27 protein-coding genes are annotated in these 26,539 nt (G+C 39.5%); 17 read left to right on the top strand and 10 right to left on the bottom strand.

From position 1 onward, the window contains the following. The first annotated feature begins 2 nt into the window (after positions 1 to 2). Genes E7X57_RS10825 through E7X57_RS12580 form a run of 6 tightly spaced genes read left to right on the top strand, consistent with a single transcriptional unit; the run spans position 3 to position 5,803 of the window. Positions 3 to 476: a flagellar protein FlaF gene (locus E7X57_RS10825; protein WP_135612973.1), complete on the top strand. Its 474-nt coding sequence runs from the start codon at positions 3 to 5 to the stop codon at positions 474 to 476. Position 477: 1 nt separating this feature from the next. Beyond that, the gene (locus tag E7X57_RS10830) at positions 478 to 1,194 is read left to right on the top strand and encodes an ATPase domain-containing protein (protein ID WP_135612974.1); all 717 of its coding nucleotides are present in this window, start codon (positions 478 to 480) and stop codon (positions 1,192 to 1,194) included. Between the two features lie 32 nt (positions 1,195 to 1,226). Further along, positions 1,227 to 3,059, top strand: a complete 1,833-nt coding sequence (locus tag E7X57_RS10835; protein ID WP_135612975.1) for a type II/IV secretion system ATPase subunit — start codon at positions 1,227 to 1,229, stop codon at positions 3,057 to 3,059. 13 nt (positions 3,060 to 3,072) lie between these two features. Next, the gene (gene flaJ / locus E7X57_RS10840) at positions 3,073 to 4,692 is read left to right on the top strand and encodes an archaellar assembly protein FlaJ (RefSeq protein WP_135612976.1); all 1,620 of its coding nucleotides are present in this window, start codon (positions 3,073 to 3,075) and stop codon (positions 4,690 to 4,692) included. 1 nt (position 4,693) lies between these two features. Beyond that, positions 4,694 to 5,596, top strand: coding sequence for a hypothetical protein (locus E7X57_RS10845; RefSeq protein ID WP_135612977.1), 903 nt, complete (start codon positions 4,694 to 4,696; stop codon positions 5,594 to 5,596). 45 nt (positions 5,597 to 5,641) lie between these two features. Beyond that, complete coding sequence (locus E7X57_RS12580; RefSeq protein ID WP_167880987.1) at positions 5,642 to 5,803, top strand: hypothetical protein; 162 nt, start codon at positions 5,642 to 5,644, stop codon at positions 5,801 to 5,803. Positions 5,804 to 6,071: 268 nt separating this feature from the next. Here the strand turns inward: E7X57_RS12580 and E7X57_RS10850 are convergent, their stop codons facing one another. From E7X57_RS10850 to ahbD, 10 genes are all read right to left on the bottom strand, one after another. Beyond that, complete coding sequence (locus tag E7X57_RS10850) at positions 6,072 to 6,884, bottom strand: protein-glutamate O-methyltransferase CheR (RefSeq protein ID WP_135612978.1); 813 nt, start codon at positions 6,882 to 6,884, stop codon at positions 6,072 to 6,074. After that, entirely contained in the window at positions 6,875 to 7,537 is a 663-nt protein-coding gene (locus E7X57_RS10855; protein ID WP_135612979.1) for a chemotaxis protein CheD, read from the bottom strand. The genes E7X57_RS10850 and E7X57_RS10855 overlap by 10 nt, the downstream gene beginning before the upstream one ends. Next, positions 7,534 to 8,136: a chemotaxis protein CheC gene (locus E7X57_RS10860; protein ID WP_135612980.1), complete on the bottom strand. Its 603-nt coding sequence runs from the start codon at positions 8,134 to 8,136 to the stop codon at positions 7,534 to 7,536. The genes E7X57_RS10855 and E7X57_RS10860 overlap by 4 nt, the downstream gene beginning before the upstream one ends. Further along, the gene (locus E7X57_RS10865; RefSeq protein ID WP_135612981.1) at positions 8,129 to 10,987 is read right to left on the bottom strand and encodes a chemotaxis protein CheW; all 2,859 of its coding nucleotides are present in this window, start codon (positions 10,985 to 10,987) and stop codon (positions 8,129 to 8,131) included. The genes E7X57_RS10860 and E7X57_RS10865 overlap by 8 nt, the downstream gene beginning before the upstream one ends. Next, complete coding sequence (locus E7X57_RS10870; protein ID WP_135612982.1) at positions 10,977 to 12,035, bottom strand: chemotaxis response regulator protein-glutamate methylesterase; 1,059 nt, start codon at positions 12,033 to 12,035, stop codon at positions 10,977 to 10,979. Before E7X57_RS10870 ends, E7X57_RS10865 begins: the two co-directional genes overlap by 11 nt. Positions 12,036 to 12,049: 14 nt before the next feature. Continuing rightward, positions 12,050 to 12,412 carry a response regulator gene (locus E7X57_RS10875; protein ID WP_135612983.1) on the bottom strand — a complete coding sequence of 121 codons (363 nt, stop codon included), beginning with the start codon at positions 12,410 to 12,412 and terminating at the stop codon, positions 12,050 to 12,052. 17 nt (positions 12,413 to 12,429) lie between these two features. Then, positions 12,430 to 13,230, bottom strand: coding sequence for a CheF family chemotaxis protein (locus E7X57_RS10880; RefSeq protein ID WP_135612984.1), 801 nt, complete (start codon positions 13,228 to 13,230; stop codon positions 12,430 to 12,432). After that, positions 13,227 to 13,688 (bottom strand): chemotaxis protein CheW, encoded by a 462-nt coding sequence (locus E7X57_RS10885; RefSeq protein ID WP_244603683.1) that lies wholly within the window; start codon positions 13,686 to 13,688, stop codon positions 13,227 to 13,229. The genes E7X57_RS10880 and E7X57_RS10885 overlap by 4 nt, the downstream gene beginning before the upstream one ends. Before the next feature lie 61 nt (positions 13,689 to 13,749). Next, positions 13,750 to 15,705: a methyl-accepting chemotaxis protein gene (locus tag E7X57_RS10890; RefSeq protein ID WP_135612986.1), complete on the bottom strand. Its 1,956-nt coding sequence runs from the start codon at positions 15,703 to 15,705 to the stop codon at positions 13,750 to 13,752. A 517-nt stretch (positions 15,706 to 16,222) separates the two neighbouring features. Continuing rightward, a complete protein-coding gene (ahbD, locus tag E7X57_RS10895) occupies positions 16,223 to 17,263 on the bottom strand; it encodes a heme b synthase (protein ID WP_135612987.1) in 1,041 nt (346 codons plus the stop codon). Positions 17,264 to 17,447: 184 nt separating this feature from the next. On the opposite strand from ahbD, the gene E7X57_RS12985 reads away from it, so the two are divergent. The 11 genes from E7X57_RS12985 to E7X57_RS10950 all read left to right on the top strand — a co-directional run bounded on the left by E7X57_RS12985 (position 17,448) and on the right by E7X57_RS10950 (position 26,539). Further along, positions 17,448 to 17,576: a CcmD family protein gene (locus E7X57_RS12985; protein WP_135612988.1), complete on the top strand. Its 129-nt coding sequence runs from the start codon at positions 17,448 to 17,450 to the stop codon at positions 17,574 to 17,576. Positions 17,577 to 17,588: 12 nt separating this feature from the next. After that, on the top strand, positions 17,589 to 17,969 hold the full coding sequence (locus E7X57_RS10905) for a cytochrome c maturation protein CcmE (protein ID WP_135612989.1): 381 nt from the start codon (positions 17,589 to 17,591) through the stop codon (positions 17,967 to 17,969). Positions 17,970 to 18,016: 47 nt separating this feature from the next. Continuing rightward, positions 18,017 to 18,874 (top strand): polyprenyl synthetase family protein, encoded by an 858-nt coding sequence (locus tag E7X57_RS10910; protein WP_135612990.1) that lies wholly within the window; start codon positions 18,017 to 18,019, stop codon positions 18,872 to 18,874. A gap of 28 nt (positions 18,875 to 18,902) precedes the next feature. Continuing rightward, complete coding sequence (locus E7X57_RS10915; protein ID WP_135612991.1) at positions 18,903 to 20,096, top strand: radical SAM protein; 1,194 nt, start codon at positions 18,903 to 18,905, stop codon at positions 20,094 to 20,096. Between the two features lie 228 nt (positions 20,097 to 20,324). Beyond that, the gene (ahaH, locus tag E7X57_RS10920; RefSeq protein ID WP_135612992.1) at positions 20,325 to 20,651 is read left to right on the top strand and encodes an ATP synthase archaeal subunit H; all 327 of its coding nucleotides are present in this window, start codon (positions 20,325 to 20,327) and stop codon (positions 20,649 to 20,651) included. After that, a complete protein-coding gene (locus tag E7X57_RS10925; RefSeq protein WP_135612993.1) occupies positions 20,644 to 22,584 on the top strand; it encodes a V-type ATP synthase subunit I in 1,941 nt (646 codons plus the stop codon). The genes ahaH and E7X57_RS10925 overlap by 8 nt, the downstream gene beginning before the upstream one ends. Before the next feature lie 4 nt (positions 22,585 to 22,588). Then, positions 22,589 to 22,828, top strand: a complete 240-nt coding sequence (locus E7X57_RS10930; RefSeq protein ID WP_135612994.1) for a V-type ATP synthase subunit K — start codon at positions 22,589 to 22,591, stop codon at positions 22,826 to 22,828. Positions 22,829 to 22,880: 52 nt separating this feature from the next. Further along, positions 22,881 to 23,432: a V-type ATP synthase subunit E gene (locus E7X57_RS10935; RefSeq protein ID WP_135612995.1), complete on the top strand. Its 552-nt coding sequence runs from the start codon at positions 22,881 to 22,883 to the stop codon at positions 23,430 to 23,432. Between the two features lie 7 nt (positions 23,433 to 23,439). Continuing rightward, positions 23,440 to 24,513, top strand: coding sequence for a V-type ATP synthase subunit C (locus E7X57_RS10940; RefSeq protein ID WP_135612996.1), 1,074 nt, complete (start codon positions 23,440 to 23,442; stop codon positions 24,511 to 24,513). Then, complete coding sequence (locus tag E7X57_RS10945; protein WP_135612997.1) at positions 24,513 to 24,812, top strand: V-type ATP synthase subunit F; 300 nt, start codon at positions 24,513 to 24,515, stop codon at positions 24,810 to 24,812. Before E7X57_RS10940 ends, E7X57_RS10945 begins: the two co-directional genes overlap by 1 nt. Further along, positions 24,803 to 26,539: an ATP synthase subunit A gene (locus E7X57_RS10950; RefSeq protein ID WP_135612998.1), complete on the top strand. Its 1,737-nt coding sequence runs from the start codon at positions 24,803 to 24,805 to the stop codon at positions 26,537 to 26,539. The genes E7X57_RS10945 and E7X57_RS10950 overlap by 10 nt, the downstream gene beginning before the upstream one ends.

Below are 26,539 nucleotides of genomic sequence, written 5' to 3' on the forward strand. Positions count from 1 at the left end.
ACATGGGCCTTGATACAGTAATTGTTGCATTTTTTGTGATCACGACCATGCTGGTAGTGGCAAACACCTTTGTGATAGGGATGAATGAGCTTATTGATTCGGCTTATGATGGCTATAGTGTAATACATACAACTACAATGGATAAAATGCAAACGGATATTGAGATAAAGACAATCTGGTTTAATTCAACCGAAAGTCATCTTCATTTCATCGTGGAAAATACCGGTGAAACCAAGTTGAACAATTTCAATCTATGGGATATTATTGTTATCAAAAACGGTACTGCCGATTATATGGATGGCAACAAATGGACACAGGATGTTTATGATGACCAGCTCAATCCTAATATTCTGGACCCACTCGAGGAAATGGAAGTTGAGATACTGCAAGAATATAATAATGGAGATGATATTATTTTGAAAGTTGTAACTCCAAATGGCATCATTTCCTCCAAAGGGTATACAATTGGTGGTTGAAATGGAAGACGATGACAATAATAAAAACATTGTTTCAAGCGGAAATAATGAAATTGATAAAAAACTTGGAGAAGGCATACCTCTGGGTTCCCTTGTACTTATAGAAGGCGAAAACGATACCGGAAAAAGTGTTTTATGCCAACAGCTAGTATTTGGAGGATTAAATCAGTTGCACAGGATGGCATATTATTCAACTGAAAACACTATCAAAAGTCTACTTATGCAAATGGAAAGTCTAAGTCTGGATGTATCCGATTTTTACAGTTGGGGGTATCTAAGAATATTTCCAGTCCACCTTTCCGGTGTTGAATGGACCTCTGAACAAATGAAAGGAACTCTTAATCTGATGGCAGAGCACATCAAGAGCATAAAGGAAAAAGTCATAATCATAGACTCCCTCACAATGTTTACGACATATTCTGATGAAGATAATATTCTTGGTTTCCTCACAAGCCTTAAAAATTTTTGTGATAGAGGACTTACTATTTTCATCACTCTACATCAGCATGCTTTCAAGGAAGATACTCTTGTAAGGATCAGATCTGCATGTGATTGCCACCTATTTCTTAGGAAAGAGCAGCTTTCAGATCGCTATATCAGCGTTATGGAAGTTTCAAAGCTCAGGGGTGCAAAGAAAACCACAGGTAATATTGTGAGTTTTGAAGTTCAACCTGGATATGGACTGAAAATTATACCTATATCTCACGCCAAAACGTGAAATTTTTATTTTTTTAGTTTTAGGAGGGTTATATGGTTGAATCTGAAGATATACTTATGAAAGAAGGTTTCGAAAAGGGGTTAGAAGCTTGCTTTCCATTTAAACCAAAAAAATATGAGGGACATGATCATTCTGACATAAAAAATTGTAGTTTATATAAGATACTTCCTCCTGAAATGAAAAAAGAAGTAGAGAGAAATCACCATCTTCTGGAATACTTGCACATATTACCGATTGATACGATGGGAATTCCAAGATATGTGTCCAAACTTGAATCTAAACATGGTGACCTCGAACATCCCAATTTAATATACAAAGCAAGTGACAATGTTTACGTACATATTTATCCAAACAAAAATGGAGTAAGGGATTATTATATTCCGATAGAGCCAAACCTGCTTGTCGGTGTTGGCAATATACTAAAAGATTTAGAGATGAAGATGCTGGATTACCTCACAGGTATTGACTTCGATCCGGAAAATATTGAGGAAAAGACACAGATATTGATCGAAGCTATGGATGATATTTGTGTGATTGGGCAAAAGGAAGTAAATCAGGATTCTTTTGCAAATTTGAAAAAGGTCCTTGGTTCAAAGTTCTTTCCGAATAAAGGGGAAAACGAAGACGATCACATCTATTTATCTCAAGATCAATATAAGGCATTAAAATATTCTCTTCTCAGAGATAAAATAGGATTAGGTTTTCTCGATCCGTATATATGTGACAGCAATATTGAAGATATTACCTGCAACGGATTGGGGTCGATATATCTAGAGCACAAAGTCTTTGATGGACTGAGAAGTGTCCTGGAGTTCACTGACCATGACATCCTCAACCACTTTATAATCAAGCTTGCAGAAAGGATAGGAAAACCCATTACTTTTAAAGATCCCATTGTGGACGCCTCACTTCCGGATGGTTCGAGGATAAACATTGTTTATGGTACTGATGTAAGTAAAAATGGTAGCAACTTCACAATAAGGAAATTTAATGAAATTCCATTCAGCATACTTCAGGTAATCGATAAAGGAACGATGGACTACAGAGTTGCAGGTTATCTCTGGATTCTTCTTTCTGAAGGAATGAGTGGCTTTATCTGCGGTGAAACTGCGAGTGGTAAAACGACTTCATTAAATGCCCTTTCAACTTTCATTAGCCCTGATGCAAAACTGGTTTCTATAGAAGATACTCCTGAATTGCAGATCCCTCACAAAAACTGGACACGTGAAATGACCAGAGGTAGTACAAGAGGCGGGGGTATTGGTGAAGGAAGTGGTTCGGATGTTACAATGTTCGACCTTCTGAAAGCTGGCTTGAGGCAGAGACCAAATTATATTCTTGTGGGTGAAATCAGAGGAGTAGAGGGAAATGTTGCATTTCAGGCTATGCAGACCGGGCACCCGGTCATGTCAACATTCCACGCTGCAAGTGTTGAAAAACTAATACAGAGAATTACTGCAGACCCCATAAACATTCCAAAAACATATGTTGATAATCTGAATTTTGTTATCATTCAGTCTGCTGTCAGAAGACCTGATGGAAAAATGGTGAGAAGAGTGATCAGTGTGAACGAAGTTCTTGGATATGATCCTCAAAAAGGTGTCTCTTTCGTAGAAGCCTTTTCCTGGGATCCGGTTACTGATTCTTATGTTTTCAGTGCTCATGGTAGTTCTTATCTTCTTGAACAGAAAATTGCAACAAGACTAGGCATTCCTTCGAAGAGAAAACATGTTGTCTATGATGAAATCGAGAAAAGAGCAAAAATATTAGAACGATTCCAAAAAGAGGGTATCAATAATTTCTATGATTTCTTTGATACCACCTCTAAAATTACAAAACATGGAATGCTGAGGATTAAATTCTAAATGAGGCGTTGATATGGACATCTCCAGGATAAAAAATGTTTTCAAGAGAAAAAGTGAAGGTAATCCTTCAAAATCTTTGTCAGGAATAATATCCCGCAGGGTAGATCGCTTTAAAAAAGAGCTCTACATTAGCAACGATATGCTTTTCTCCTTAACTTACATGGCATCCATATCTACTGCAAATGTAAGCAGGGACAAGATATTCGAGAATATATCGAAGAAAACAGAATATTGTCCATATATTTATTTTGAAAAGGTCAAAGATCTATCACAGGACTGGCATTATGATTATGCTAATGCATGTGAGCTTGTATCTAGTAAGGTAAATCATGCTAGGCTGCAGGAACTTTTTAATAGGTTCTCCAATGCTATTGCTTCAGGTGAACCAGACATTGATTTTCTCAAGAAAGAGTGGACATTATTTAAAACAATAAGGAAAGATGAATTCGAGAGAAATCTTGATACCACAAAAGAATGGTCAAACGCTTACACTGCGTTACTTGTCTCGACATCTCTTGTATCCATTATAATATTACTTTCTGTAATTCTGTATAATTTAGGAGATCCTGCGAAGACGCTTTACGGTACAGCTTTTGTTGTATCCTGTATGTCTTTTGGGGGTGTAGCATTACTCTACAAAGGGGTCCCCAGAGATTCGATGGTCCATTGTTTGGATAAGAAATCAAAGGAACAGACCTACATTTACAAATGGATGCCAATTACAATACTTTTGGCTATCCTCTCAGTTGTAACACTGACATTGATACCTTCATTTTTGCATCCCATTGATTTCTATGTAGATATCAAAGGTATCGGAATGATTGTAGCGGGCCTGGTCATGCTTCCGGTTGGGATCACAGCTCATAGAGATATTGTCAAAGTTAACAAAAGAGATGAAAGTTATACTACATTTATCAGGAGTCTTGGGTCAATAGTGAGTGGATCGGGATTGACAATTCCAAAGGCTCTAATGAAAATCGATCCAAAAAATCTTGGTGAATTGAAGGGAGTGACTCGTGAACTCTATAAAAAACTTACAATTGGTATGGATTCGAAGTTAAGCTGGGATCAGTTTGTAGAGGAATCCGGTAGTTATTTGATTCACAAATTTACAAGTGTTTTTGTTGATTCCATTAATTTGGGAGGTGATGCCGAAGAGGTTGGAGAACTTGTAAGTTCATCAAACCTTGAGCTTGTCCTTTTGAGAATGAAAAGGGATCGTATTTCCACTTCTTTCACATACCTGATCGTCCCCCTCCATATGGCAATGGTGGCCCTTCTTCTTTTCATTGGACAAATACTTACGATATTCACAAACATCATTTCAGATCTATTTGTACAATATGACATCTCTGAATCTGAGATTGCAGGTGGTTCCGGTGGTGTTGGAATGAATTTGGGTATCTTTGGAGGAGTTCCGGTTGAGCTTTTAGGTCAATACGTTGTAGTAGTAATAATCGTATTTACTCTGGCTAATGTTCTTGTAGTAAATGTTGTGAAGGGAGGGCCCTTATATCTGATTATATTTTATGCTTCAATATTTTTTATTCTTTCGGGAATCATGATGATCAGTGTTCCTCCTGTAGTAGACATGTTCTTTTCGTTTGACTCATTTATTGAAGGAGGCATATGAAATGGATTTATCAATTTTAGCAGAAATAGATTCTTCTATTATCCTGGGAATTATTGTTAGCACAATAGTAATGAGTTTAGCAGTTTTTTATGATAAATATAGAGAGAATAATAGTACTGATTCTAATACCTCCATATCAAATTCATTTGAAATGCTAGGTCAACTCATTGATTTTTCCAGATTTAAAGTATCGAATCCTTTTGCTGGATCAGGTCAAAAAATCAAGAGACTGATTACCAGTGATTCTAGTTCAAAAGATACTGAAACATCAGAGTTAGAAGTTGATACAGAGTCAAATTATTCTGCTATCAAAAACAATTTAAGATCAAATATATCATATATTAAGTTAAGTCTATCCGGAAAAGGTGACCAGAAAAACGAATCTATATTTGCAGATATGGATAGTTCTGAAAATGCTGCTTCCACAGAAAGATCAAATCTAAATTTTGATGTCGATGAAATTCTAAGAAATAAAAAAAGTGAATTGGATTTTGATGACAATCTGATTAATGAGATGGCTACAGCAGGTGGTCTGGGCAGTCAAACTGGAGTTGAAGAGCCGGATTCGGATTTGTCACATAATAATGATTTATCTATTGATATAGATGAATTTGAATTTGGTTTTGGAGAGGGCGGAGATGGGCCAGACAATGAATTTGCTTTCGAGATGTCTGGAGATGAAACTTACGATGACGATTTTACCAATGTTGTAGCTGTCGATGATTTTTCCTTTGATGATGACGACGATAATTTCATAGAGTCATTGAAAAATGACATAATTATTGATGAGAAAGAGAAAATCGATTTCATGTCAGAATTGAAAGGAGAAAGTTTAGACATCGAAGAAATTAAAACTGAACTTGGAGAAGTTTTAGAAACTATTAAAAGGTACAACACCCGCTAATTTACATTGATAGATCAGTTAAACCAGGAAAAAGGTGATCAAAATATGTTAGAAGCAAAATACATAGGTCTTATAGTCTTAGCATTGTTTTCAGGTTCAATGCTTGTGTATCAATGGCTTTCACTCTACAATAGACTTGACTACAGTGTTGTTTTTTATGCTGCACTTTTGATATTTTCGTTTTCTTTAATGCTTTTGAAGAAATGAATGTTTGGAAGTTTAGAATAAACTAACTTAACACATACATTTAATTTTTTTACCAATGTGCCCAATCATTTTTATTGATTTTAATATTTGCCCCTCTGATATTTTTCAAGAAATTCTATTAAGAAATTACAATGAAAAACAGATCTTATCAGAATTTAGAGTTATCTGAATCATTACAAATCAATAATTTATAATAAGACCAATAAACCGATATTATTAACAAAAAAGATGAAGAGACGTTTTTAGAAGAACAGGTACTGAATCCGCCTTAAATTTTCATGTAGATTTTGTCTTTTATACTTATAGGTTCAAATAAACTTCTCATTTCAGTAGGTAATGTTTCGGATTTACCAATTATGAGATAGCCACCTTTTGTGAGTGAATCATAGAAGTTACTTATCATTTTTATTTTTTGAGTTTCATTGAAGTATATCATCACATTCCTACAGAAAACAGTGTCAAAATGCTTTGAAATTGGGCTATCATTTGTTAGATCATATCTTTTGAACCTATATGATAGATTTTGGATCTTTTTTACTTTAAAAGTATCCTCTGATTTTTCAAAATACTTGTGCCTGAGTATATGGTCAAGGTTTTGAATTTTATCCTTACAGTATACCCCTTCTGAAGCATTTTTCAGGCACTTTTCATCTATATCAGTAGCATATATCGATATGTTCCAATCTTCAGGAAATACCTCTTTTGCACAGATCCCAATCGAATAAGGTTCTTCTCCATTAGAACATCCAGCACTCCAAAATCTAACAAGTTTGCTTTGTGATTTTTGCTTTCTTCCGATTATATCTGCGATCAATTTATCCTTGAAAAATATGAACGGTGTTTTGTCTCGCATAAACTCAGTCACATTTATAGTGAGAGTATCTATTAGTGCAGCCAATTCACCTTCATTCTTTTCAAGAAATCGCATATACTCCTTATAGTCACTGATCCCTACAACCCTCATTCTCAGATCAATTCTTCTTCTGAGGTATTTGTCCCTATAACCATCAAGAACTATACCCGATAATTTCGAAATTTTGTTTGTAAGAAGATTAAAGTAATCTATATCACTTACATCCATAGTAACTTCCCATTGCTATATTTAACAATCAGACTTCCGTCAACTGCATTGAAAATAACATTTCTCCCCATACTTCCCCCTACATCTGTGGCCAATATTTCTATTTTCTCTTTTTTCAGGGTTTCTTCAACAGATTTTATATTTCGATCACCGATCTTAAGTATGTCCAGATTCATGTGCTTAAATATCTGGGCACCACCTGCAACCTTTGCAGAAATATGTTTTCGCCTTGCTCCATTGCTGATCATTTCTTCAAGCATTGTTTTTATGGCAGTTTCAGCATGCTTGGTTTTTCCATCGTTTGATGATCCAGGGAGCAATACATGTGCAATACCAGCCATACGACTTTTGTGGTCGTAAAGTACCACCCCTACACAGGAACCAAGTCCCATTGCTTTCAATAGGATATCTGATCCCACTTTGTATTCACCAATGCCGGCAATTAATTCTCCTTCTAATAATTTCACATTAGAACCGAGGGAACTGCCATTTAAGTGGTTCTTTGCGTCTATGATCAATTCACAATCAGGATGGCAAGAACCAGATGCACACATACCATCCATAGAACAGTATGAACCCACCACCGTATTATTTCTGCTCAAAACAATCGCTTTCGCGTTTGCTTTTGAGACAAATACAATATCGTTGCTCATATTCCTTCCAAGATATTCATAATGTTACTGAATAGATCATCTTCGGGTAGCAATGCCAGATTTATTTCGATATTTGACTCAGAGTTAAGCTTAGTTTCAAATATAATTAGATTGTCACTTTTTTGTGCCATCTGGGAAACTACTCCATCCATAACTGCAGTAGCCATATCAACTGCATAATTTGGCGGGGAAGGTAACAGTATTATGTCCAGGAAATCAGCTGACGCATCACAAAATGATGAAGAAAGTATGTTTCCGGCCTCCATTACTGCAGAAGCATACATCTCATCATCAACATCTTCTGTCCCATACATTTCTGCTACAAGTTTGTCTGCAGATTTCATGGGTACCATGACGTATAGGTAACCAGAGTTGTTCCCCTCCAGATCCTGTAATGCTATAAGGACACCTGCTACAACTTCGTTATATAATTCACCATGTAAATCTGCAATACTTACTATCTTTACTTCCGGAACAGTTATTTCAATATATTTGTCTAACAATTTTGAAAGTGAAGTGGCTGCATGTCCAGTACCTATATTACCAAGTTCTTTTAAAACTTCTACTTCCATTTCACTAAGACATTCTAATTCAGGCATCTATATCTCCTCCTACTAGCGCTGATACATCCAGGATCGGTATGACCCTCCCATCCCCTAGAATTGTAACCCCGATAAATCCTTTAACTTTTGACAAAACACTTCCCAGTGGTTTTATCACTATTTCCTGTTGATCGATTATTGAATCAACAAGTAATGCAACTTCTTCACTTTCCCTCTCTACAATAATACCAACTTCTTTTTCCAATTGTTTGCCATACTCTCCAATATCAAAAAATTCTTTCAATCTTATTGCGGGTAGCAGCTTTTCTCTTACATAAAGCAATGGCTGATCACGTATAAGTTTGAAATTATCTTTGTTAACATCGAGCGCTTCAACAACATTGGAAATTGGAATAGCATAAGTCTCATTCCCGGATTCAACAACAAGTGACTTTATAATTGCAACTGTGGGAGGGAGATTGATCCTCATCTTGGTACCTTTTCCCTTTTTGGAGTATATTTTTATTTTACCCCCCAGTTTCTCGACAGTCGTCTTCACGGCATCCATTCCGACTCCCCGCCCTGAAATCTCAGTAGCACTGTCTTTTGTAGATAGTCCTGAAGTAAAAATGAGCATCCTAATTTCGTCTTCACCAAGTTTATCCAAATCAGTTGATGAAATTATTCCCTTTTCTAAAGCCTTATTTTTGATCTTTTCCAAATCCAGGCCATTCCCGTCGTCTTCAATTTCAATTATGACGTTGCTCTTCTCCCTTTTTGCCGAGAGTTTTATGTGTCCAGTTTGACTTTTTCCAGCTTTTGCTCTTTCTTCCGGAGTTTCGATCCCATGATCGACACAGTTCCTTACAAGATGAACCAAAGGATCACTAATTTCGTCAAGGATAGTCCTATCGAGCTCAGTTTCCTGACCCTCAATTTCAAAATCGATTTCTTTTTCAAACTTTCTACTTAGGTCCCTCACCATTCTTGGGAATTTTTTGAATACCTTTTCGATTTTGACCATCCTCATCATCATAACTTCATCTTGTAAACTTGTGATAGATTTATCCAAAATTGCAGTAGCTTCTTCCAGTTCGGGTATCCTATGTTCCTGGGAAATTTGAAGAAGACAGCCTTTGTTAATTACAAGTTCTCCAACAAGGTTCATTATGCTATCAATATTGGAAACTCGAACCCGTATTGTATCCTGCCTTTTATTTCCAACAGATCCTTTTTTAGTATTATCCTGTGTGGCAGTGCAATTATCTTGATTTGATTCTATTTTTCTGATGCTAACTGCTTCTTTCCGAATATTTTCTTCTACCATTAAAGGTGCTCCTTCTTTCTGGACACCTTCATCTACCATTAACGGGGTTTCATCTTCCGGAATGCATTCTTCAGACATTAATAAAGATGTATCTTCCTGAATGTGTTCTTCAGACATTAACGAGGCTTCATCTTCCGGAATGCCATCTTCAACCATTAATGGAGGTTCATCTTCCTGAATACCTTCACCTGCCGTTATTACACTGGAATAATTATTCCCGAAAAGTGCGTATATCAATTTCCTTAACTTTTCCTGAAGAGAATATTCTTCATTCCTGGTTATTTCCTTAAATGTAAACATCAGACTTTCATTTGTTTGAATAGTAGATTCGGTTATTTCCTGCTCCCCTTTACTTCCTTCATTATTGGGAGTATCTTCTGGAGCAATATTTTCCATTTCATCCTGAATTGGGGATTGTATTTCCTCAGTGACTTCTTCTTGTTCACAGGAGATAACTTCAAAATTATCAATTTCAGAAATTTTGTCCATTACCTCTTCCACTTTACCTGCATCCCCCCTGATGAATGCTTTAAGTGAGCCCTTAAAAGTGCTATCGATATCTTCTTCTGTGGGTTCTGTTCTTATAACCGATCCCGCTTCTTTCAGAGATTCAATAACCAGTATAGCCTTCAATTCCTTTATATCAGAATCAGGAGCTATTTTCACATTGACTATGAGATTATGGTCTGCGATCTCCTTTTCGCGATTCACATCTTCTGTTTCCAGAGATCCTGTTATTTCGGAGACGGCTTCTTCCAGAGGAAATGAATCCATATTTTCCCCATTTTCTTTTTGATCACAGGAGATAATTTCAAAATAATCAATTTCAGAAATTTTGTTCATTATCTCTTCCACTTTACCTGCATCTCCCCTGAGGAATGCTTTAAGTGAACCCTTAAAAGTGCTATCTATCTCTTCTTCTGTGGGTTCTGTTCTTATAACCGATCCCGCTTCTTTCAGAGATTCAATAACCAGTATAGCTTTCAATTCCTTTACATCAGAATCAGGAGCTATTTTCACATTGACTATGAGATTATGGCCTGCAATCTCCTTTTCGCAATTCAGATCAGCTTTTTCCAGAGATCCTGTTATTTCGAAGACGGCTTCTTCCAGAAGATTTAATCCCGCATCTTCAGCTTCCTGTGTATCTATTATTGCGGAGGTGCTTTCTTCTGGAATGCAATTTTCAGCATCCTCATGTTTTTGATTTTTATACAGCTCAAAAGCATTCAGCAAGTTGTCAATTTTAATCTCATCATTGCCTTCGCTTTCTATTTTCTCCACCATTTCATTGATTCGGTCTACAGTTGAAAGCATTATGTCTATAAGATCGCTATCAATTACGATATCGCCACATTTTATGCCACTTAAAACTTCTTCCATGCTGTGACAGAGTTTTTCGAGCGATGCATACCCAAGAAATCCTGCCATCCCTTTAATTGTGTGTGCTACCCTGAATATTTCATCCAAAGCGTTATTATCACCATTTTCCAGATCTACAAAAGCCTGATTGAATATCTCAAGATACTCATTAACTTCCTGAAGGAAATCATCCTTGTAAGCGTCCATATCAGTTTCCATTGCATTTCACCTCTAACATCCTAACAATTTCTTCAGGTATTTCAAAAATAGGTTTTACAACGTCAATTGCTCCGGCTTCGATTGCAGCTTTTGGCATCCCAAAAATAACGCAGGTGTCTTCGCTGCATGCTATGGTAGATCCATTTGATTCTTTTATTTTTTTGAATCCGGATGCTCCATCGATCCCCATTCCCGTAAGTATTGTGGCGATTGAATTTTTCCCATACACATTTACAAAGCTTTCAATCGTTACATCGACAGAAGGCATTACAGCATGCATCGGTTCACCTTTTATGATCTTTATTCTGGTTACATTCAAAGCTTTTCGAATTTGCATGTGATAGCCGCCAGGGGCGATGTAAGCAACTCCATTTTCCACTTTCTCATTATTTTCAGCTTCTTTTACTTCAAGTTCTGATAAGGTATTCAATCTCGCAGCTAGCTGACTGCAAAAATTTCCTTCTGGCATATGCTGGACTACAAAAACCGATGCAGGGAGATTACCTGGCAATCTTGGAATTATTTGCTCAAGAGAAGAAGGACCGCCTGTTGAAGAACCAATAAGTACTCCTATATTTTGCATCTCCGGGCAATTCCAGTTTCCATTTATTACCTCACCTTTGAATTTTTTCAGGTTAAGTAGTCTTATAATATTTGGATTTGAATTGTGGATGCTACGAACTTTTGATATTAGCTCGCTTTCGATCTCAGCTACTTCTTGTAAGCCACTGGGCTTTGTTATAAAATCGATCGCACCAAGTCTCAAAGCTTCCAGAGCTTCTCTAGAACCCTTTTTAGTGAGAGAGCTAAACATTATAATCGGTATCGGAGTTGTATCCATTATAGCTTCAACGGCTGCCAGCCCATCCATGATGGGCATATTAACATCCATTACTATAACTTCCGGCTTTAGCTTATTCGCTTTTTCTACAGCTTCTTTGCCATTTTTTGCAATCCCGATAACTTCTATATCGCTAGCACTCTCAAGCATGTCTCTTGCTGCCCTTCTCATTAAGGCAGAATCATCAACAACAAGGGTTTTGATCATATTTTATCCGGCCTTTATGCGCCAGTAACTTTCTTAATTTCTTCAAGAACTTTTGGCGCCTGGAAAGGCTTTATTATGTATCCTTTTGCACCAAGCTTGATGGCCGTCTTTACGATTTTTTCCTGGCCAATAGCGGTACACATTACAACTTTTGCACCATTGTCCAAACTTTTTATCTGTTTTAAAGCATCAATTCCATTCATATCCGGCATAACAATATCCATTGTTACTACATCCGGATTTAGTTCCCTGTACATTTCTACAGCCTGATTCCCATTTTCAGCTTCCCCGGCTATATCGAATCCTGCTCCAAAGAGGATGTTCTTCAAAAGTTTTCTCATAAACGCTGTGTCATCGACAATTAATACTTTTGGCATGTAATTTCACCTTTTAATTATAAATTCGGTATGTCTCCAACCATGGTTACTCCACGGGGAGTTAATTCCACTTCCTTTCTTATTTTCACAACTTTTGCCAAACCGGAATCGACTAACTTATCATAGTACTCATTAAGTTCGTCTGTCGAGATTCCGACCATATTCTCTATTGAAACAAAATCCAATCCAGAATATACAAGTGTCAAAATCTGTTTTTCCATATCTGAAAATTCTATCCCGGGTTTATGTGTTTCAATAAGGCGGTTAAGATAATTTTCAAGCATCTCCAATGTAGTTTCAGGGCACATTAGCAAGCTTGTAGCGACCTGTCCGCTCTCAACTTTGGACAGGACAAGCACTTTTCTCTGTTTACCTCCAACATTTCTTACATCTTTCACCACAGTGCCCAGACTATCAAACAGCATCTTCTGCTGCTTTTTTGGTGAAATGAACCAGAAACCTTCATCTGTCACACTGAAATAACCTTTCTCCCACTGAGCTCCAGATGAAACTACACCTCCAACTGTTGCTGAATCCAGGTAATAAACCGCAAACCTGTCGGCTTTCAAGTTAAATGCAAGAAACCGGAAAACCTGTGGCATGAGATTCTCCGGTGGCTTGATGATAATCTCCCCGTCATTCTTGATCCTAATTGCCTCTACACCATCTACATCAACATTACCAATATCTTCAATTTCGTTTACCTGAATTTTGGTATTCCCGATGCATAGGGTTTGTTCGGTAACAATTAGCTCCGCATCAACCCATTTGCCATTATACCATTTTGCAGGTGTCTGGAGGTGAACTTTATCGTTCATCTTTGCATACCTTCGATTTCCTCTTCACTAAACACTTTGTCCAGATCCATCAAAGTCAAGAGACCATCATCGAGTTTCCCTACCCCAGTCAGGAATTTTGAATCGTTTCTTGAAGTTATAATGCTTGGTAACTCATCTATATTCTTTGACGATAGGTACTTGACTTCATTCACGGTATCCACAATCATTCCTATGACTGCATTTTCATATTCGACTACAATAATCCTTGTTTCACTGTCCGTCTCTTTTGTTTCCTTGCCAAAACGAGTTCTTAAATTTATTATAGTTGTAATCTGGCCCCTGAGATTTACAACCCCCTCTATGAACTCAGGTGCATTCGGAATTCTTGTAATCTTAGTTGGCCTGATTATTTCTTTTACCTGGGAAATATCAACACCATATCTTTCATCACCCAGAGCAAATACAATAACCTGTACTGTCTGGTCAACATCCATCATTTGGTTATGAGGATTCATTTAAATCACCTATAAAAAGATAGCATAAGGAGGTTACATCTCCTTAGTTCTCTGAAAATTTGAAGTTTTTCGAGAGCATATCCGTTGTCTTCTGAGCGAGGTCAGTAACATTCTTTATAGAACCACTAACCTGTTCTGATGCTGCAGTCTGTTCTTCGATTGCTGCCGAAGTTTCCTCGCTGTTTGCAGCATTTTCTTCTGCCGTCGAAGCCACTTCCCCTATGTTCTCATTAATACTCTCGATCTTCTCCATGCCCTCTTCTGCCTTCTGATTCAGTTCACCAAGCATCGAATTGATCTTGTCTACCATCTCTGTGATTTCGCCAGACTTGCCCAGAGCCCCTCCAATATCTCTGTTACCACTAATTACTTGTTCTTTGGCTCTTTCAATTGCCTCGGTGACCTTTTTGGTCTCTTTCTGGACATTAACCACAATTCCATTGATCTCGGCTGTGCTGCTTCTTGACTCTTCGGCAAGTTTCCTTACCTCATCTGCCACAACAGCAAAGCCTCTCCCGTGTTCTCCTGCTCTTGCCGCTTCTATTGCTGCATTCAATGCCAGGAGATTTGTCTGGTCTGCAATGGATTTTATTTTATCGGTGACCTTATCGATATTATCAACAGCACCATCAAGGGACGTAACTATACCTGCGAGTTGCTCGATCTCATTCATGATTACTTCGAGGTCTTCGAGTGCATTGTTTGCGAGCTTTTGACTTCCGTCACTCATTTCTACTGCTTTAGCAGAGAAACTGGCAGATTGTGTAGCTGCTTCACTCAGTTCCTTGAATATCTGTTCAGAAGCTTTTGCATCCAATGCTGCAGTATTAGCATGTCTTGAAAGGTTTTCAGATCCTGTTGCGATCTGTTCTGCAGCAGTTGATATTTGCTCCATGCCTGTATTCATCTGGTTGACAGCTTCACGGGACTGATTCACCTCATCCAACGTAGCATTCATGTCGCTTATCGTAGCTTGAACCATATCTCTTAGGTTCTTTACAAAGTTATTGAATTCGTCGAAGGTCTTGCCGAAATCATCATCTTTGATCTTCTCAAGCTTAGAATCAAGATCACCCTCGCCAACCATTTTGATTCCAGTTCCAAGGTCTGCAAGGCATTTATTGGTGTAATCAAGCAATTCTTCTACTTCTTGTTCTTTCTGCTTGATATCAGTCAGGTCTGTAAGCACTTCCAGTATTCCTTCAAAATTACCTTCCTCGTCATATATAGGTGAAACAGAACTTATTGTGTAGAGCTCACGGTCCAACCCATTTAACCTTACAATTGCTTCTATCGAATCCACACTTTTGCGAGTATCCAGTGCAATCTCAATAATCGACTGGTTGGTTCCAAATTTCCTTTCTGCATCCTCTCCAATCAGTGTGGTTTTTGCAATAATATCAGAATGAGCTAATCCTATAATTTCTTCATCTGATTGGAATTGACTTAGTTTTACAAAATGATCGTTAATGTGCTTAACCTTGCCTTCAGGATCTATGAAAAGTGCAAGTGCAGGTTCTGGTATGCTTTTTACAATTGTTTTCTGGGACTCTGCTTTTGCCAGGACATTTTCTGTAATATTCAGGAATACACCATCCAAATAAGCTGCATTTCCTTCATCATCGTTTACCAGGTTACCTTCTTCCCGGATGTAAACAACTTCTCCTGTTATATTTTTTATTCTATAGTTAACTTTGTATGATGTGTTGTTCTTCATTGCTATGTCAATAGCTTCGTCAATTTTAGGCACATCCTCGGGAAAAACAATATCCGACCATGTCAGTTTTTTATCAAGGTAATCTGTCTTTGGGTAACCTGTAAGCTCATATACATTTTTGCTGATGTAGTATATGTCCCATGATGCTTTTATGTCACATCTGAAAATAGTAACTGGAAGGTTGTCTATCAGCCAACTGATCTCTTCTTCCTTTTGTTTTGCGTCTTTATTGTCGGGACCTACAATTGTGATGTTTTCTGTAATTGCTTCTTTATTTCCCATAAGTACTCCTCCGGTTATATTTTCGACATTTTCATTATTATTATAATTATAATGATTTGAAATCTGAGTATATGTATAGCAGAGGAAATATATATATGTAGAGGTTAAAAGATTGGCAGATTATCCTCATTTATATTTAATATAAATTTGGAAGTTACGAACTACCCATAAAAAACCACTAGCTATATTCAGTAGAATTTAATAATAATATAAAAATGAAGATTCGTCTCAGACATATAAAATTTCAAGACACACCAATCAAGAAAGTTTCCTGCCAGCTAACTGGAAGGAAAAAACAATGTGCTAAAACGAGAAAAAGAAATTCAAGATCAATAAATCAATTAACCCTGAAAAACACACCCATTTAATCTTTTTTAGCACAATTTAACATAAATATGCCCAATCTGAAAAATAGTAAAAGAGATATTGTCGATCCGAAATTAACTTCATTCTTCATTTTATTTTGGCATTTATTACCCAGAACCTCAATTACAATGTTTTCAGTAAACACAAAGCTTTATCGGGGCACATATATACAGTACGGCTCTTCGGCCATGTAGTCACCTGTAGCAGCATAAGCCCGGGCACGACATCCCCCACATACGCCTTTATAGCCGCATTTTCCACACTTACCACCCAGACTGTCAAAATCCCTGAGATCATTGAACAATCTGGAATTTTCCCAGACCTCTCTGAAACTCTGCTCCTTTATGTTTCCTGCAACAACAGGCAGGTAACCACATGGTTGAACGTCACCCGTACTTGAAACAAAACAGAAACTTGTACCCCCGAGACATCCACGTGTCATAGCTTCATACCCATGGGTCTTTACAGAGACTTCGATGCCTTCCTTTTTGGCACGCTGGCGCATTATCCTAAAATAATGAGGGGCACAGGTTGCTTTTAGCTGGATACTGACGTGCTTTTGCTGATCATAGAACCAGTTGAGAACACGCTCATATTCTACCGGAGGGATCTCCTCCTTCTCAAGGTTCTTACCTCTGCCTGTGGGAACAAGAAGGAATATATGAAGAGCTTCTGCACCGATCCCTGTTGCCAGATCAAGTATTGCAGGGATCTCGTCAATATTCCTTTTTGTGATAGTGGTGTTTATCTGGAACCCGAGACCACCTTTTTTGAGATATTCGATCCCACGCATAGCACCTTCGAATGCACCGGGAACCCCTCGGAAATCATCGTGTGTCTTTGCTGTGGATCCGTCAATGCTGATGCTTACTCGCTGGACACCGGCATCTTTGAGCTTTTTCACAACATTCTCATCAAGAAGTGTACCGTTGGTTGCAAGAGCAACACGTAGGCCCTTATCAGTAGCATATTTAGCAACCTCATAAACGTCCTTCCGGGTAAGTGGTTCCCCACCCGTTATAATGAGGATCGGATCGCCAATTTCTGCAATCTCATCAACAAAGTGCTTTGCCTCATCTGTAGAAAGTTCACCTTCAGGTATCTCTGAGGTTGATGCGCCCCTACAGTGGACACAAGAAAGATTGCAACCCCATGTCAATTCCCATGCAATAAGTCGTGGAGGTTTTACCATGTCAGACAGTTCTCCTTTATGCCCTATATATAATGTAAGAGTACAATAGAACATTCGTTCAATTTACTTAAATAGTATGGCAATATACTAACAGAACCCATATTAAACCGTGTCGTCAAGACACGTATAACACATAGGAAACCAGATAATTCCAACGACTAAGATCGATGCAAGGTGAACGGGCATGGCAGTGGGAATACAGGCATTTCAAGCAGCTTTTGTAATTACATGGATAGTGCTATTATCCTACATTATTTATCTGAGATACAACCGTTCACAATTAGTATCCAAAATTTGGAAGCTTAAAAGGTAAAGGTGTTTACACATGGATAAAAAACGAAAGACGATCTTCACTATAATTGCCATAGTAGCAGTCATGGTGATCGGCCTCTGGGGTGTAGATGTCGAGCAAGGATATTATATGGTATCTGATATCACAGCAGACCCACAGGAGCATTTAGGTCAGAAGGTCAACACCATGGGAATTGTGAAGAATGATAGCCTTAGCATTTCGCCTGAAATGACCATATTCACACTGGTAGATGCAGAAGATGAGAACTATGAGATAAATATAGAATACTCTGCAGATCTTCCTGCAAACCTGGCAGAAGGAAAAAGTATCAGCCTGACAGGAACCATGGTATCTGAAACAATGATCGATGCAGAACAGATAGTCATGGGATGTCCGTCAAAGTACTCCGAATAAGTAAAATTCCAGAATTAAAATTAAAATTCCATATATGAGGGCATGTGATGAACATCGAAGAATGGGAAGAATACCAACATATCAACGATGCTATGAATGATATGATCAACAGTATGGACGATTCATCCCAGATGAAATCAGTGGTAGGTCATATTTGCAGATCCGGCGGCAAAAGGGTAAGACCAATTATACTAATGCTTTGTTCCAAAATGTGCGGAAGTGATTCCGAAGAAGGAATTAATGCTGCCCTCGCCATCGAACTTATCCACTCAGCATCCCTTATACACGATGATATCCTTGACGAGGGAGTGATCAGGAGAGGTGTTGAATCCGCACACAAGAAATTCGGACCCGCAGCTGCAATGCTTGCAGGGGACTACATGATCTCAAAGTCTATCGAACTCATTTCATCATATGATGCTACGGTAGTAAAAGCGTTCGGAAGGGCAGGAATGGCAATGGCCGAAGGAGAGACCATTGATATAAAAAGTACAACCGGAACCTTTGAAGACGAGAACTATTTTGACTGCATTGATAAGAAAACAGCATCCCTTTTTGCTGCAAGTGCAACCATGGGTGCCTATATCGCAGGAGCGGATGAAGCTACAGCAGAACTCTTTAAAGACTACGGAGAGAAGCTGGGAATAGCATACCAGATCGTAGATGATATACTGGAATATACAGAGAGTGCAGATGATAAAAGATCAGATCATGAATCTATTTCCCTGCTACAGATATATCAAAAGAACATGAGCCAAAAGCAGGCTGTCAATAAAGCAACCGAAATTGCAATGGAATATGTAAAAATGGCAAAAGGAATACTTTCTAATTTTGAATCATCGGATTCAAGGAATAAACTTCTTGATATCACCGACTACATAACCATTGAAATGCTTCCAAAATAAAATAAATCATAAGAACCCAGGTGAAGATATGCGGGTATATGAAAAATCAGTAATCAAAGTAAATGCAAGTACAGATAACGGAAAGGTCGTTCTGGACATAGAAGGACCCCTTTCAACGGTCGCAAGCCCTGTTATCAAAAGGATCAATAAGATCTTCCAGGAAGAGAAACCCATCAGAGCAGATGAGGAGAACATCATTTTTTCCACATGGTCCCCACCGATACCAAGCACTGCATTCAACAGGCTCATAAGTGCACAGATCGGGGCTGTTATGAAAAAAAGAATTCCCGACCAGTTCTCGATCGGGATAACTGATAAATGTCCTTATAATTGCATTCATTGTGGCGCTGCAGGCATCGTTGCTGATCCTGAACTTAGCATTGAGGAGATTAGCAGAGCAATAGGAGAGGCTATTGAACTTGGCACATATTCTGTACAATTCGATGGTGGCGAAACAATGCTCAGAGGAGACATTGCAGACATGGTTGCCAATGTCGATAAGACAAAGGCCATTGCAACGTGTTTCACATCCGGCTTCAGGTTAACACCTGAAAGAGCACAGGACCTTAAGAATGCAGGTCTTTTTGCAACACATATTAGCATTGACAGTCCATTTGAAAGCGAGCATGACCGCGTTCGTGGAAGAGAGGGAGCATACCAAAATGCGATGGATGGTATTCAAAATAGTCTTGATGCAGGCATCCTGACAGATATGTTCGTTGTGGTTTCCCCTGACAATATTGACGACCTCGAAGATTTCTATGGCATGGCGGAGAGCCTTGGAATGCATGAGATGTCCATTTATGAGATCATCGCTGTTGGCAGATGGCTTGAACGCGAAGATGAAACAATTAGCCAGAAGGATGTTTCAAGGCTGGAAAAGTTCCAGAAAGAAAAGAATATGGCACCGGATGGACCAAGAGTTACAGCATTCCCATATTTCATGGGACCTGACCAGTTTGGCTGTTTTGCCGGCAGAAGATGGATCCACGTGACATCCGGCGGCGATGTAATGCCATGTGCTTACACCCCACTTGCCTTTGGAAATATCAGAGAAGATAGTCTTGCAGACATATGGAAGCGTATGGGCAAACACAGTGCATACAAAGGTTCCGCAGAGTATTGCATGATGCGAAATCCGGAGTTCAGGAAAGAATATATCCATACGATCCCAAAGGATGCGAATATACCTTTAAGGATCGACCTCCAGGAAAAGAACTGAATCTTATTTTACCCCATATCAAGGCAGGAATCTCAAAAAAGGTTCTGACAAACTAAAAATCAGGTTTACAGATAGTCAGAACTAAAGCATTTTTTGCAAATATTCCATGATAAATTATTAACATTTCCGCAACCAGAAAGACTGAACCGAATAACTTATATGCATGCTTGCTATAGGGGTGAGTAAATCGCGCTAAGTAAACAGTTTATAGACATATTGAGGATTTATATGGCCAAAGACAAAATATTATCCGAAATAAAGGAAGCAGAACAAAGTGCGGCCAAAATGGTGGAGGAAGGGCTCAAAAATAAGAGCGAGCGTATAATGGATGCTCGTGCTGAAGCCAGAGAGATCATCAAACAGGCAGAAGCTGATGCAGCGAAATCTGCACAGAGTGCACTTAAGTCTGCTGAAGAAACAATTAAGCAAGAATCTGAAGAAATTATTACTAACGGCAACGTTGAAGCAGAAAGCATCAGTGAAAAAGCTGAAGCTAACGTTCATAAAGCCGTTGAGAATCTAATCACAGAATTCGAGAGGGCAATTCATGCTTAAGCCAAAACAGATGAGTCGTGCCGTCATTGTAGGTCACAAGGACATTATGGAAGAAACGATTGAGGCTCTCCATAGCAGCAACCTTTTCCACCTTGAGAATTACAATGAAGATGGTTCCGGATTCAAACTTGGCAGACCTTTCGAAAACGCAGGTGATGTTTCTAAAAAGCTTATTCAGTTAAGATCTATTTCATCCTTCCTTGGTGTCAAGAAATCAGATGCACCTAAGCAGAAGGTTAGCACTGTTTTAAATGACCTTGAATCTAAACTTGATAAACTGGATGAAGAGGTTACTGCTAAAACAGAACAGAGATCAGAACTGGAATCACGATTAAAGGAACTTGAAACACTGGCGAAAGACCTTGCGCCATTCTCAGCAATTCCAATTGAAATAGAATTGTACCGTAATTATGAGAACATAGCAGTCTTTGCAGGTACTGTCAAGGAAAATGTTGGTCCTGCTATCTCAAAGGTTACATCAGCCTACGAGATGGAGTATGACCAGAATACCGGAACAATAGCATTGTTTGTCAAGAAAGATGATGAAGCAACTGTTTCCGAGATCCTTTCAAACTTTGAGTTCAGAGAACTCCGGATCCCTGAAGTTAGTGGCACACCACAAACCTTACTTGTAAACATTGAAAACGAAAAAGCAGACGTCCAGAAAAAGATCGAGTCACTGGAAACAGATATATCATCCATCAAAGAGAAATATTCTGAATTTATACTTGCCAGTGAAGAATTACTTTCGATCGAATCTGAAAAAGCAGAATCTCCGGTCAGAGTTGCAACATCTGAACACACATTCATAATCGATGGATGGGTTCCAGAAGATGGTGTTGCAGGACTGGAAAGTCTTGTTGATGCTGCAACGAACGGACGAGCTTTTGTATCAGTACAGGAGATCACCAAACAGGATACGGACCTGATACCCATTGAATATGACAACCCAAAGGTAGCAAGCCCGTTCCAGGAAATAATGGATCTTTATGCACGTCCAAAATACAAAGAGATCGACCCAACAACATTGATATTCATTTCATTCCCGCTTTTCTATGGAATGATCCTTGGTGATATCGGATACGCATTGATCCTTCTGGCACTTGCCGTTGGAATCAAGAAAATGGTCAAATCTGATGCAATCAAGCCTTTGATGAACGTGCTGATCTATTGTCAGATATCGACACTTATATTTGGTATCCTTTATGCCGAATTCCTTGGTTTCCCGCTTGCAAGTGTCCATGGAGATCATGGCATTGTTGCAGGACTGATACCTGGATTTGAAACAATACATTTATTCACATCTCCGATCGCCGGAGAAGATATTACCTATCCTATCCACAGGACACACCTCGTGATGACCCTTATTGCAGTAACTGCTTTTATCGGTGTAATTCACACAAACATAGGATATGCCCTTGGATTTATCAATGAGAACAGGAAACATGGATTCTCAGCTGCAATGTTCGAGAAAGGCAGCTGGTTCGTAGTAGAGATCGGAATTGTCCTTGCAGCGCTTGGATACATCGGATACTTACCAACAACCCTGATCGGAGCAATCCTTCTCTTGATAGGTGTGGTCATGCTGATCAAGGGAGAAGGTATCAAAGGACCTATTGAATTACCAAGTCTTTTGAGTAACCCTCTTTCATACACTCGTTTGATCGCAGTAGGATTATCGTCAATTTATATTGCATCAACTGTCAACCTCATAGCATTTGATATGATCCTGCCCCAGGGCGGGATCGTGGCAGCGGTCGGTGCAATTATAGTATTCATATTCGGACATGCATTAAACACAGTCCTGAGTATAATAGCCCCCGGATTACATGCACTCAGATTGCAGTATGTAGAGTTTTTCACTAAATTCTACGAAGGTGGCGGAAGAAAATACAACCCATTCGGATACATAAGAAAATACACGGAGGAATAAACAAATGGCAGACATAGCAACAGCAGCAACAATGATGGACCCAGCAGGATTGAAAGCAATTGGAGCAGGACTCGCAGTCGGACTCGCAGGACTTGGATCCGGTATCGCAGAGAAAGACATCGGTGCAGCAGCAGTAGGTGCAATGGCAGAGAACGAGGCACTCTTCGGTAAAGGTTTGATCCTTACCGTTATCCCAGAGACAATCGTCATTTTCGGACTTGTCGTCGCACTGCTTATCAGCTGAGTTAATTTGAGAGCAAGTATATTGCTCTTAAATTCTCTGAAGGTGTCAGAGCATGGGACTCGAAACAGTTATTAAAGATATCATGGACGCTGCGCAAGCAAATGTTACCATGGTCAGCGCAGAAGCTGATGCAGAAGTATCTCAGATACTTGATGATGCAAAGCAGTCTGCAAAAAAGATCATGGGAGACCGTCTTGCAAAAGCTGAAGATGATATCAAAAGATTACGCCAACAGGAAACATCCAGTGCAAACCTGGAAGTCAAGCGTGCAACGCTTAATGCCCGCAAAGAGGTCCTTGATAAAGTATACGACAATTCAGTAGAGTCTATTGTAACCCTACCTGCCGAAAAGCAGGAAGATTTGTTGAAGGCCATCGTTGAACAGAATGAAGCCAACGGCAGCAAAATATATTCTAACAAAGACTCTGAAGAACTTGTCCGAAAACTTTCTTCATTGGAATATGCTGGCAATGTTGATTGTATTGGTGGCGTGGTCATTGAGAACAATGATGGGACAATTCGTCTGGATTATACATATGACATAATCCTGAAGAATGTTAATGAGCAATCATTGAAACAAACATCTGATATCTTGTTCGGGTGATATCCAAATGCGGCTTTTGCAAAAATTTAAAAGGAAAAGTAGTCCGACTCACAGCGGGAGTGGCTCCAATTATGCTTATGCGACAGCACGTGTTCGAGCGATGAAGAGCAATCTTCTTCCAAGGGAGACATATCCCCGACTTATGAACATGGGCATTGATGAGATTACACGTTTCATCGAAGAATCACAGTATAAGCAGGATGTCGACGAACTGGCAAGAGTATATGACGGCGTGGATCTGTTCGAGCATGCATTGAACAGAAATCTGGGTGTCACTTTTACAAAGATCATCAATATATCAGAAGGCGAGTTGAACTACCTGATCTCTGAATATTTAAAGAAATACGATATATGGAGCATCAAAACTATCCTACGTGGAAAGTATTGTAATGCATCAGTAGAAGAGATCAACGATAGTCTCGTAGCAGCCGGACAACTGTCTTATACATTTTTGTCAAGCCTTGCAGAAAAAGAATCCTACGAAAGTGTCATTGATGCTCTCAGTGGGACCGATTATTACCCGACATTAAAAGGATATGATGGGACAAACCTCTCTGCTATTGAAAACCAGCTTGACAAAGCGTACTATACCGGAATGTTCTACGCGATCGGCAACCCAGGGTCTAATGACCGCAAGCTGTTCTCAAAGTTCATTCGCACTGAGATCGATATAAAGAATCTCAGTACACTCTTTAGATTAAAGAATGCAGGTGTCAGCGAGGATGAAATTGCAGACCTCATTATTGAGGGCGGTCTTCATTTAAGCATGAAAGAGATCGAAAAACTATTGCCTCTTCCTTTCAGTGAATTTATCAATTCACTTGAAAAATATCCATATTGGGAAGACATCTCTGACATAGTGAGCCCGGAAATGGATTCACTGGTCGATCTGGAAACTCAACTCACAAGACACAGCATCAAATCCGCTGCAAGCTTTTCACATATGTACCCACTTTCCATTGTTCCGATCATGGACTATGTCCTGAATAAGAAGAATGAAGTGAACAACCTGCGCATTATACTGCGTGGGAAAGCAGCGAATCTTGATGAGGAAATTATCAGGAACCAGTTGGTGATCTAATGGAATTAGCAGTAGTAGGTAACAGCGAATTTGTTACAGGATTCAGGCTGGCTGGTGTCAAAAAGATATACGAAGCCAAAGATGATGAGCTGGAATCCATTGTCACAAAAGTCCTTGAGGATTCAGATGTTGGTATTTTTGTCATGCATGGTGATGATGTTAATAAACTACCGGAAATTTTGAGAGACACTCTAAGTGAGTCTGTTGAGCCAACAGTCGTTACTCTCGGAGGAACTGGTGAAAGCTCAAACTTAAGGGAAAAAATAAAACAATCGGTAGGTGTAGATCTGTGGAAGTAAAAGGTGAAATTTATCGTGTGGCAGGACCGGTCGTCACAGTTACAGGAATTAAACCGAGAATGTACGATGTGGTCAAGGTAGGTCACGAAGGACTGATGGGTGAAGTCATCAAGATCCAGGGCGAGAAAGCCACTGTTCAGGTATATGAGGATACATCCGGTATCAAACCGGGAGAACCTGTAATGAACACTGGTTTGCCTTTAGCCGTGGAACTTGGACCCGGATTATTAGAAAGTATTTATGATGGTATTCAGAGACCTCTCCCAGTGTTGCAGGAAAAGATGGGCAACTTCATTGAGAGAGGAGTAACTGCAAACGGACTTGACCGTGAAAGGACATGGGAGTTCAAGCCAACAGTAAGCAAAGGCGATGTTGTAGAAGGTGGAAGTGTTATTGGTGTTGTTCAGGAAACTACAAACATCGAGCACAAGATCATGCTCCCACCAACAGTATCCGGTACAGTAGAAGAGATCAAGAGCGGAAGCTTCAAGGTCGACGAAACTGTATGTATACTTGCTGATGGAACCGAGCTTCCAATGATGCAGAGGTGGCCAGTACGAGGTCCACGTCCTGTAGCTAAGAAACTCATGCCAAGCAAGCCTTTGATCACAGGTCAGAGGATCCTTGACGGAATGTTCCCTGTCGCAAAAGGCGGTACCGCCGCAATTCCAGGTCCATTCGGATCAGGAAAGACAGTTACACAGCAGCAGCTCGCAAAATGGAGTGACACAGATATTGTGGTCTACATTGGTTGCGGAGAGCGCGGCAATGAGATGGCTGATGTATTGAACGAGTTCCCTGAACTCGAAGATCCAAAGACTGGCCGCCCACTTATGGAAAGGACAGTTCTTATCGCAAATACATCCAACATGCCTGTAGCTGCTCGTGAAGCATCTGTTTACACTGGAATCACAATTGCAGAATATTACAGAGATATGGGATACGATGTATCACTCATGGCGGACTCAAGCTCAAGATGGGCAGAAGCAATGAGAGAGATCTCATCCAGACTTGAAGAAATGCCTGGTGAAGAAGGTTATCCAGCATATCTTTCAGCAAGACTCTCAGAGTTCTATGAGCGTGCTGGTTCCGTGAACTCCCTTGCAGGACTTGATGGTTCAATTACAGTTATTGGTGCAGTATCACCACCTGGTGGTGACTTCTCCGAGCCTGTCACACAGAACACGCTTCGTATCGTTAAAGTATTCTGGGCTCTTGACGCAAAGCTCTCACAGAAAAGACACTTCCCATCCATTAACTGGTTGACAAGTTACAGTCTATACACTCAGGGTCTTGCAGACTGGTTCTCCGAGAACGTCGCACCTGACTGGACCGAACTCAGAGACAATGCAATGGATCTCTTACAGCAGGAATCCGAGTTGCAGGAGATCGTACAGCTCGTTGGTTCAGATGCACTTCCAGAAGACCAGCAGTTGACACTTGAGATCGCACGTATGGTAAGGGAATACTTCCTCCAGCAGAATGCGTTCCACCCTGTTGACACATACTGTCCATTTGACAAGCAGTACAAGCTTCTCAAATCCATCACAAGGTATGGAGAGATGGCAACCGCTGCGCTTGAAGCAGGAGTTCCAATGAACAAGATAATCACTATCGAGTCAAAGGATGAACTGGCAAAAGTTAAGTTCGAAGAGGACTTCGAGAGTGCATTGGACGTAGTCATGACAAAAATGGATGAAGAATTTGCTCAGCTCGGAGGCAACTGA

The organism is Methanococcoides sp. AM1, from assembly GCF_900774055.1.
Classification (GTDB): Archaea; Halobacteriota; Methanosarcinia; order Methanosarcinales; family Methanosarcinaceae; genus Methanococcoides.